At 64.0% G+C, this 9407-nt stretch carries 10 protein-coding genes; 9 read left to right on the top strand and 1 reads right to left on the bottom strand.

Annotated features, from left to right (window positions below):
* Positions 1–64: 64 nt before the first annotated feature.
* Complete coding sequence (locus HX855_RS28005) at positions 65–1189, bottom strand: sensor histidine kinase (protein ID WP_177091190.1); 1125 nt, start codon at positions 1187–1189, stop codon at positions 65–67.
* Between the two features lie 211 nt (positions 1190–1400).
* On the opposite strand from HX855_RS28005, the gene HX855_RS28000 reads away from it, so the two are divergent.
* From HX855_RS28000 to feaR, 9 genes are all read left to right on the top strand, one after another.
* Positions 1401–2549 (top strand): acyl-CoA dehydrogenase family protein, encoded by a 1149-nt coding sequence (locus HX855_RS28000; RefSeq protein ID WP_177091188.1) that lies wholly within the window; start codon positions 1401–1403, stop codon positions 2547–2549.
* Between the two features lie 17 nt (positions 2550–2566).
* Positions 2567–2938: a hypothetical protein gene (locus HX855_RS27995; RefSeq protein ID WP_177048604.1), complete on the top strand. Its 372-nt coding sequence runs from the start codon at positions 2567–2569 to the stop codon at positions 2936–2938.
* A 3-nt stretch (positions 2939–2941) separates the two neighbouring features.
* On the top strand, positions 2942–3412 hold the full coding sequence (locus HX855_RS27990) for a nuclear transport factor 2 family protein (RefSeq protein ID WP_177091186.1): 471 nt from the start codon (positions 2942–2944) through the stop codon (positions 3410–3412).
* Positions 3409–4536, top strand: coding sequence for an amidase (locus HX855_RS27985; RefSeq protein ID WP_177091184.1), 1128 nt, complete (start codon positions 3409–3411; stop codon positions 4534–4536). Before HX855_RS27990 ends, HX855_RS27985 begins: the two co-directional genes overlap by 4 nt.
* Before the next feature lie 24 nt (positions 4537–4560).
* Positions 4561–5844: a Rieske 2Fe-2S domain-containing protein gene (locus HX855_RS27980; RefSeq protein ID WP_177091183.1), complete on the top strand. Its 1284-nt coding sequence runs from the start codon at positions 4561–4563 to the stop codon at positions 5842–5844.
* The gene (locus tag HX855_RS27975) at positions 5841–6332 is read left to right on the top strand and encodes an aromatic-ring-hydroxylating dioxygenase subunit beta (protein WP_177091181.1); all 492 of its coding nucleotides are present in this window, start codon (positions 5841–5843) and stop codon (positions 6330–6332) included. Before HX855_RS27980 ends, HX855_RS27975 begins: the two co-directional genes overlap by 4 nt.
* A 136-nt stretch (positions 6333–6468) precedes the next feature.
* Entirely contained in the window at positions 6469–7209 is a 741-nt protein-coding gene (locus tag HX855_RS27970; RefSeq protein WP_177091179.1) for an SDR family NAD(P)-dependent oxidoreductase, read from the top strand.
* Between the two features lie 144 nt (positions 7210–7353).
* Positions 7354–8304 (top strand): PDR/VanB family oxidoreductase, encoded by a 951-nt coding sequence (locus tag HX855_RS27965; RefSeq protein WP_177091177.1) that lies wholly within the window; start codon positions 7354–7356, stop codon positions 8302–8304.
* A gap of 60 nt (positions 8305–8364) precedes the next feature.
* A complete protein-coding gene (gene feaR / locus HX855_RS27960; RefSeq protein WP_177091175.1) occupies positions 8365–9285 on the top strand; it encodes a transcriptional regulator FeaR in 921 nt (306 codons plus the stop codon).
* Positions 9286–9407 lie beyond the last annotated feature (122 nt).

The raw sequence follows: 9407 nt of genomic DNA, 5'->3' as shown, positions 1-9407 counted from the left end.
GGGACCCGCTGTAAGAGCGGAACCCTAAGCCGCCGTTACCGCAGCAACGGATATGCCCCCCATCTCACACCCCCACCAACGGCAACGAAAAACTAAACACCGCCCCACACGGCTCCAGATTCTGCGCCCAGATATCCCCGTGATGCCGACCAATGATGTTCTTGCACAACGCCAACCCAATCCCGTTACCACCCACCTTCGACGAAAAGAACCCATCAAAGATCTTCTCCTGCGCCACCGCCTGAATCCCGCGCCCGCAATCCTCGACACTCAACCGCGCCACACCGTCATCCCGGCACGCACGCAGGCGCAGTACCCGGCGTTCCACGGGCAGTCCGCTCATCTCTTCGATCCCATTGAACGCCAGGTTCAGAATCACCTGTCCAATCAACACCCTCTCGCAATGCACCATCAGCGGTTCTGCGCTCGGGGTGATCTCCAGGCGCACCTGGCTGGGCTCAGCCCGCAGGCTGATGAAGTACTGGGTCTCGTGCAGCAGTTCATTGAGGTCGACCCGTTCGGCGCTCTGTTCCAGCTTCACCACATAGTCGCGCACGCTCTTGATGATCGTTGAGGCATGCTCCACCTGTCGCACCGCGCTTTGCAGGCCCCAGTGCACGCCCTGGTCGGCACTGTGGGTATCGCCCAACCGAATCAACGCACCCTCGATAAAATTGCGGGTGGCCGCCAGCGGCTGGCTCAGTTCATGGGCAATCGCCACCGCCATTTCCCCCATGGCGTTGTAGCGCGCCAGGTACTCGAGCTGTTGCTCGCTGACGCGCCGGGCTTCTTCGGCGTGGATCAGGTCGCGCTTGACCTTGTCTTCCCGGGAAATATCGCGGAACTGCACCATCAGCACGTCGCGCCCGTCCAGGTGCACCAGCGTCGCAACAGCTTCCGAAAGAATCTCCACCCCGGCCTTGGAGCGGTAACACCATTCAATGGTGCGCTGGCCGCTGCGGGCCGCGCGTTCGAGCCAGCGCAGGCCGATGGAACGCTTGTACTTCGGCGCGTCGCGGGTCATGTCCGGGGCTTTCAGCGGGATCAGTTCTTCCAGGGTAAAACCCAGCGCCGACAGCGCCGCGGTGTTGGCCCAGAGGATGTCCTTGCTCTGCGCATCGTGAAGGATGGTGCAGATCGGCATCGCTTCGATCAGGGTCTGGAAATCATGGTGATTGGGTTGGTACATCGCACAGCCCTTGGCGGTGGAGGGGACGACTACGGTGGCAAGTTATACCGGTTTGCCGCCGGTGGCACGCTCAGAAGTAATCGGGGGCGCACTAGGGGATTTCTTTAGCCGGGGGGCTGCACGCCCCAATAGTTGACAGTGGATGGGCTTTTTACACTGGACCCATCAACGCCCACCACGGCGCCCATAACAACTACAACGGAGAAAGCCCATGCTGCGTTCGGCCCTCGTGCAACCAGACGCTTTACCCGACGTGCCTCCCGCGCTGTTCCAGCAGGTGCTGGATGAAGTACGCCAGCGCCGCGATGAGTTCGATGCCGGCTCCCATGTGCCACGGGACATGATCGAACGTTTCAAGCAGGTGGGCATCTACCGGGCCGCCACGCCGCGTTGTTTCGGTGGCGATGCCCTGGCCCCGGCGACGTTTTTGCAGATGATCGAGCGCATTGCCGAAGCCGACGGTTCCGCCGGCTGGGTCGCCAGTTTCGGCAGTGCCGGGGTGTACCTGGCAGCCTTGCCCAAGGAGACCCTCGCCGAGCTGTACGCCGACAGCCCCGACCTGGTGTTTGCCGGCGGGCTGTTCCCGTTGCAGCCGGCAGAAACCGTCGAAGGCGGCTGGCAGGTCAACGGCACCTGGAAGTTTGCCAGCGGCTGCAAAGGCGCCGACCTGCTGGGCGTAGGCATCGGTGCCGCGGGTGGCAAACCGCGCACCGCCGTGTTCAGGCCGAGCCAGGTGGAGATCATCGAAAACTGGGACGTGGTCGGCCTTAAGGGCACCGGCAGCCATGACCTGCGCGTCACCGACCAATACGTCGACGAGCGCTGGACCTTCATCCGTGGCGGCGCCGCCACCGTCGATGAGCCGCTGTTCCGTTACCCGTCGATTGCCTACGCCGCCCAGGTGCTGGCGGTGGTCAACCTCGGCCTGGCCCGGGCGGCCCTGGATGAAATCAGCGCCATGGCCAGCGGCAGTGGCATCACCGGCGCGCCGAAGCTGGCCGACCGTGCCTACGTGCGCATCGAGATCGCCAAGGCCGAAGCCCAACTGAGCGCCGCCCGGGGCTTCTTCTACGGTGCCACCGAGCAAGTGTGGAACTCGATCCTCGCCGGCAACCCGGCCACGGCCGAGCAAACCAGCCTGCTACGCCTGACCGCCATTCATGCGTCCCAGGCCGGCGCCGCCGTGGTGCAGAGCGCCTACAGCCTGGCGGGCACCACCGCGATTTACCTGCGCCACCCGCTGCAACGCTACCTGCGCGACGCCATGGTGGTGACCCAGCACGCCTTCCTCAGCGAAGGCCTGTACGACGGCGCCGGCTCGGTGTTCCTCGGCGTTCCGCCATTCCCTGGCTACATCTGACTTTCAAGGATCAACCCATGTCCCAAGCCACTCAAGAACCGCTGCGCGTCGTCTTCTGCATCGGCATCACCCAGAACTTTTTCGACCTGCCCACCGGCGAAGGCCTGAGCGTGTGGAAAGGCTTCAGCCAGATGATGGGCGACCTCGGTGCCATGCCGGGCATCAACGTGCTCGGCGCGATGGACGACGACCGCTTGATGGTCGGCCCGTCGACCACCTCGCCGTGGACCGTCTACATCATGGCCGACGTGGATTGCCACCAGTCGGTGATCGACGCCTGCAACCTGTTCCGTACCACGCCGGTGGGTGAATACAGCCTGTGGCGCTACGCCAAGATCGAGGCGCGTATCGGTCGCCCGCTGACCATCCCCGACGCGGCCAGGGTGTGAGCCATGGACCTGTTGCAGCGTCTTGAGACCCTTGAAGGGGAGAGCCAGGTCCGGCGCTTGATGGCGCGCTACATGGACCTGTGCGACGTGCCCCGGGCGGCGACGAACGTCCGCGAGTTGGCCGAGCTGTTCACCGTGGATGCGGTCTGGGAAGGCATTGGCACCCGTACGGCGCAAACCTTCGGCCAGCACCGGGGGCGCGACGCGGTGGCGGCGTTTGTCGGCAGCTACCTGCCGCCGTCCGAGCACTTTGCGCTGAACCTGCATTACCTCACCAGTGAGTCGATCCGGGTGGACGGCAGCACGGCTGCGGGGCAGTGGATCATGCAGCAGATTTCCACCTATGCCGACCAGCGCAGCGAGTTGTTCGGCACGCGGTTGAACATCGATTTTCGGCGGGTCGACGGCACCTGGTTGATCGCGCATTTCCGCACGCAGCGCCTGTTCAATACCGTATTGGGGGTAAACCCATGAGTACCTTCGTCAGCGAATTCCTGCTGGGTGGCAGCGGTAAACGCGTGGCCATCAAGGATTCCATCGACATCGCCGGGCACCCGACCCGTTCCGGCAGTCGTGCCTTTGCCGACGCATCGCCCGCGACCCGGCATGCGGATGTGGTGCAGTCGGTGCTCGACGCCGGCTGGCAGATCGTCGGCAAGACCAACCTGCATGAACTGGCGTTTGGCGTCACCGGTATCAACGACTGGAGTGGTACGCCGATCAATCCCCAGGCGCCGGACCGGGTGCCGGGCGGCTCGTCCAGCGGTTCGGCGGCGGCGGTGGCGGCAGGCCTGGCGGATATCGCCATCGGCACCGACACCGGCGGCTCGGTGCGGGTGCCGGCGGCGTGCTGCGGGATTGCCGGGTTGAAACCGACTTACGGGCGGGTCAGCCGGGTGGGCGCGCAACCGGCGATATCCAGCCTCGATTGCGTCGGGCCGTTTGCCGCGAACATGCAGGACTTGATTGCGGCGATGCAGGTGATTTGCCCGGGCTTCCAGCCACAGGCTGCACCCACGGGCGACGTGCACGTGGGCTTTCTGGATGTGGCCTGTGAGCCCTGGCTGAAGGCGAGCCTGATGGCCGCCGTCGGCGCGGCCGGCTGGCGTCAGCAGCGCGCGCACCTGGACGACTTCGACGCGGCGTTCGGCGCCGGCCTGACGGTGATCAACGTTGAAAACTGGGCAGCCTTCGGTCACCTCACCGGCAAGGGCCTGATCGGTGCCGATGTCGAACAACGCCTGCTCGCCGCCAGCCGCACCCGCGCCGCTGATTTGGCCCAGGCCGAAGCCGTACGCGCTCGCTTCAGTCACCAGGTGGATGCCGCGCTCGAAACGTTTTCCGTGTTGCTGTTGCCGACCCTGCCAGACCTGCCACCGACCCTGGCCGAAGCCCGCAACGGCAGCCAGGCCGTGGCCGGTATGACGCCGCTGGTACGGCCCTTCAACCTCAGCGGCCACCCGGCGTTGACGGTGCCGGTGACCCTGGCCGACAGCGGGCTGAAGGTCGGTTTGCAGATTGTCGGCCGCAAGGGCCAGGACGAATGGGTGTGTGCCCTCGGCGCACAACTGCAGCAGAGCATCACGGCTCACCAATAAGAACAACGCCTTGAGGAGGGCTCCATGAGTACCCATGAATACCGGCTGATTGCTAAATCCAAGAGCCTCGACGAACTGGTCAAGCACGACCGCGTCGATGTCTCGCTGTACAACGACCCGGCGCTGTTCGAAGCCGAACTGGAAAAGATCTTCTACCGCACCTGGGTCTGGGTCGCCCATGAAAGCGAAGTGCGCACCAGCGGCGACTTCAAGACCGCCACCATTGGCCGGCGCCCGGTGATCGTGGTGCGTGACAAGAAAGGCACGATCAATGTGCTGGAAAACCGCTGCCGTCACCGTGGTGCCACGGTCTGCGAAAAGCACAAGGGCAACGCCACCGGCTTCACCTGCCCTTACCACAGCTGGTCCTATGGCCTGGACGGCAAACTGCGGGCACTGCCTTACCCGGACGGCTACGAAGGCATCCTGGAGAAATCCGAGTTGCCTCTGACCAGTCTGCGCGTGGACAGCTACGCCGGGATGGTATTCGCCAGTTACAACGACGACATCGAGCCATTGGCCGACTTCCTCGGCGGCGCCAAACACTGGATGGACCTGTTCATGAAGCAGGGCGCCGGCTACCCGATCAAGACCCAGGGCGAACACAAATTCAGCTTCAAGGGCAACTGGAAGATCCAGCTGGAAAACACCACCGACGGCTACCACTTCCCCATCGTGCACAAGTCGTTCATGTCGTCGGTGGATGCCGAGACCTCGGAGATGCTTTCGTTCATGACCGACGAGCAAGCCGTCACCCATTCCCTGGGCAATGGCCACAGCGTGATGGTGATGGTGCCCGAGCATGTCGACCTGGACCACGACGACGGTACCGAGCAGTTGCAGGAGCGCTTTGCCCACGTCACCGAAGAACTGTCGAAAACCATGGAGCCAGCCCAGGTGCGGCGCATCGTGCGTTCACTGCATGGCGCCGGGTTCAACCTCAACCTGTTTCCCAACGTCGCCATGTCGATGTCGTTCTTCCGCGTGTTGCGGCCGGTGTCGGTCACCGAGACCGAAATCCGCCACGTCGCCCTCGGCATGGACGGCGGCCCGCAGATCGCCAACCGCGAGCGCCTGCGCATCCACGAGCACTTCCAGGGCCCGTTCGGCTTTGGCAGCCCCGATGACGCCGAGGCCTGGGACCGGGTGCAACGCGGCTCGTATGCCGGGGTGGACGCGCCGATTCTGGTCAACCGTGGCCTGAACCGCGAAGTGCTGGCCGACAACGGCGACAAGGTCTCCCACGCCACCGACGAAGGCGGCATGCGCGGGGCCTATGACATGTGGAAAAGGATGATGAGCCAATGAACACCCTGACTGGTTTTACCGCACCGCTGGCCCAGGCCATCGAATTCATCTGGCGTGAAGCCGAACTGCTGGACCACAAGGACTATGTGCAATGGGCGGCGTTGTGGAGTGAGCGCGGGCGCTATGTGGTGCCGATCGACCCGGACACCGAGGATTTTGAAGCCAGCCTCAACTACGCCTATGACGATGCGCGCATGCGTGATTTGCGGATTGAGCGGTTGACGGCGGGGTACTCGCCGTCGGCGGTGGACGCGGCGAAAACCGTGCGCAGCGTGTCGCGATTCACGTTGGTGGAAGCGGCGGGCGAGGTGGTGGAGGTCAACTGCGCGCAGCTGCTGTATGCCTACAAGCGCGGGGTGCACACGCCGTTTGTGGCCGACCTGAATTACCGCATTCGCTTCAGCGCCGGCACGGCGACCCTGGAGCGCAAGGTGGTGCGGCTGATCAACTCCACCGACAGCCTGAGTGCACTTGGGTTTCTGTTGTGAACACGATCTAACCCACCGCACAAAACCAATGTGGGAGCGGGCTTGCTGTGGTGAGGGGGCTGCTTCGCAGCCCAACGCGGAGCAAGCCCGCTCGCCACAGCAAGCCCGCTCCCACAGTTGAAATGAGGACATCCTGATGAACCGAATCGCGCTTGTAACCGGTGCCTCCCGTGGCCTCGGCGAATGCATCGCCCGGCGCCTGCACGCCGCCGGCTACCGCGTGGGCCTGGCAGATGTGCGCGTGGACGGCGTGCAGCGCCTGGCCGCTGAACTCGACAGCCGCGGCGAAACCGCCATCGCCATCGAGCTGGATGTGCGCAATAAAACCGACTTCATCCGCGCCCGGGATTTGCTCAGTGAGCGCTGGGGCGGCACCGATATCCTGGTGAACAACGCCGGGGTGTCGAAAGTCGCTGCACTGATGGACATCACGCCCGAAGAGTTCGACGAGTCGATGGCGATCAACCTGCGGGGCACGTTTGTGGCTTGCCAGGTGTTCGGCGCGCACTTTGCCGAGCGGGGGTTCGGGCGCATCGTCAATATCGCTTCACTGGCCGGGCAGAACGGCGGCACCGCCACCGGCGCGCATTACGCGGCGGCCAAAGGCGGCGTGGCCACGCTGACCAAAATCTTCGCCCGTGAACTGGCGCCCCAGGGCGTCACGGTCAACAGCATCTCGCCGGGCCCGCTGGACTTGCCGGTGGTGCGCGAAACCGTGGCCCCGGAGCGCCTGGAGCAGATCCTCAAGATCATCCCCACGGGCACCCTCGGCGACCCGCACACCATCGCCGACACCGTGCTGCTGTTGATTGCCGACCACGCCGCTTCGGTCACGGGTGCGTGCTGGGACATCAATGGCGGCCTGTTCATGCGTTAGTCACCCCTGTGGTGAGGGGGGCTTGTCCCCTGTTGGGGTGCGAAGCGCCCCCGAGAGAGTGGGCCTGCTGCGCAGGCCAACGGGAGCAAGCTCCCTCGCCACAGGAATAGCGTTCAACCGAAACAACTGTATTCAGGTGCTGCAATGATGAAGGTGAAGATCGAACGTATCGTCGATGAAGCGCTGGATATCCGTTCCTTTCGCCTCGTGCGCAGTGACGGCCAGCCCCTCGACAGTTATGAGCCGGGCGCCCATGTGGACCTTACCGGGCCCACCGGCGTCACCCGCCAGTATTCCCTGTGCAGCCCGCCCCACGATGGCCGCGCGTACCTGGTGGCGGTGAAGAAGGAAGCACAATCCCGGGGCGGCTCGTTGGCCCTGCACGAGCACGTGCAAGAGGGCATGGAGCTGGAAATGGGCGCACCACGCAACCTGTTCCGCCTCGACCCCGATGCGCCGGCCCATGCGCTGTTTGCCGCCGGTATCGGGGTGACGCCGCTGTTGAGCATGGCCTACCGACTGGCCGGCAGCGGCCAGCCGTGGCGCCTGCACTATTTTGCGCGTTCGGCGCAGTACGCCGCGTTTACCCAGCTATTGGCCGATACGTTCGCCGAGCATGTGCAGTTCCACTACGGCGTCGAACCGGGCGAACTGGATGGCGCCTTGAGCGCCTGCCTGGAGCAGGCCGGCGATGCGGCCCACGTCTACACCTGCGGCCCGGCGCCGTTCATGAACAAGGTGGTGGAAGTGGCGGCCCGCAGCCGTCCCGAAGACGCGATTCACCTGGAACACTTCCAGGCCGACCCGGCGGCGAACGCCGGGCCCAGCGGTGGTTTTGAAGTGCAGCTGGCCAGCTCCGGCGTGGTGCTGAAGATTCCGCCAAATACCCGCCTGGTGGACGTGCTGCAGGCCCACGGTTGCGACATCGACACCGAGTGTCGCGAAGGCATCTGCGGCACCTGCATTGTCGAGGTGCTGGAGGGCGTGCCCGAGCACCGTGACAACTGCTTGTCGACCAAGGAAAAGGCCGCCAACCGGCAGATTTGCGCGTGTGTTTCCCGGGCGGTTTCCGCTCGTCTGGTATTGGATATTTGATCGGCGGTACCCGTAAGATTGCTCGGACCCAAAAAATAAAAAACGTGAGGCCTTGCGGTCATGATGAGTTCAACGGTGCAACGTAACGAATCGTTCGAGCGTTGGTTACATCAGGTCAATCAGGCCTGTGGACGCTTCGATGCCCGTGCCCTGGGCTCTGAGTTTTATGGCGAGTTGAGCGAGTTTCGCAGCGGTGCGATCAAACTCAGTGTGGTCGATATGGCCCATGTGCACTTGTATCGCAGCAGCAAGGAAGTCAGTACCGGCAACGAGGGGCACTACTACGCAGTGTTCCAGTTGCAGGGCAGTGCGCAACTGGAGCAGGGCGACAACCGCGCACAACTGGGTTGCGGCGACATCGCCCTGATCGACGCCTGCCGCCCCAGCGACATGACGTACCACGACAATTCCCGGCAACTGTCGCTGATCCTGCCGCGCCAGGTGGTGGAGCGCGGTTCGCACTTCAATGCCGTCAACTGCGCGACACGGATCTGCGCCCGCACGCCATTGGCGTTGATGGCCAGCCAGATGGTGCTCGATACCCGTCAGCAAAATGACTTGGGCATGCAGGAAAGCGAAGCGGTGCTGGACGCGCTGGTGAGCCTGTTGCTGCCGGGGATCAGCGCTCGGGACAACGGCGTGGACATCCAGGAACGGCAGTTTCGCAAAACCATCGCCTACATCGACGCGCACATTGGTGCCGAAGAACTCTGCCCCGAACTGATCGCCCGGGAAGTCGGGGTGTCGGTGCGCGGGCTGTACCGAATGTTTTCCAAACGCGGGCTGGTGGTGGCGCAATACATCAAGCACCGGCGCCTGGATTTCTGCGCCGAAACCTTGCGCCATTCACCGGCGGAGCAGAAGCTCTCGGCGCTGTGTTATGCCTGGGGCTTTTCCGATTCCAGCTACTTCTCATCGGCGTTCAAGTCGCGCTTCGGCGTGTCGCCGGGGGAGTACCGCAAGCGCTACAGCCATCATTGAAGCGTGCCGGTCCCGGACCTGGACTGCATTTCCCTGTGGGAGCCGGGCTTGCCCGCGATGCAGGCCACTCGGTCTGACAGGCACACCGCAGCGATCCCTTGGCAGCCTCGCCAAGGCTCGAC

This window comes from Pseudomonas sp. IPO3778 (genome assembly GCF_013386825.1).
Classification (GTDB): domain Bacteria; phylum Pseudomonadota; class Gammaproteobacteria; order Pseudomonadales; family Pseudomonadaceae; genus Aquipseudomonas.
Note: the sequence above shows the minus strand (reverse complement) of the source record. Positions and strands in the feature narration are given on the sequence as shown.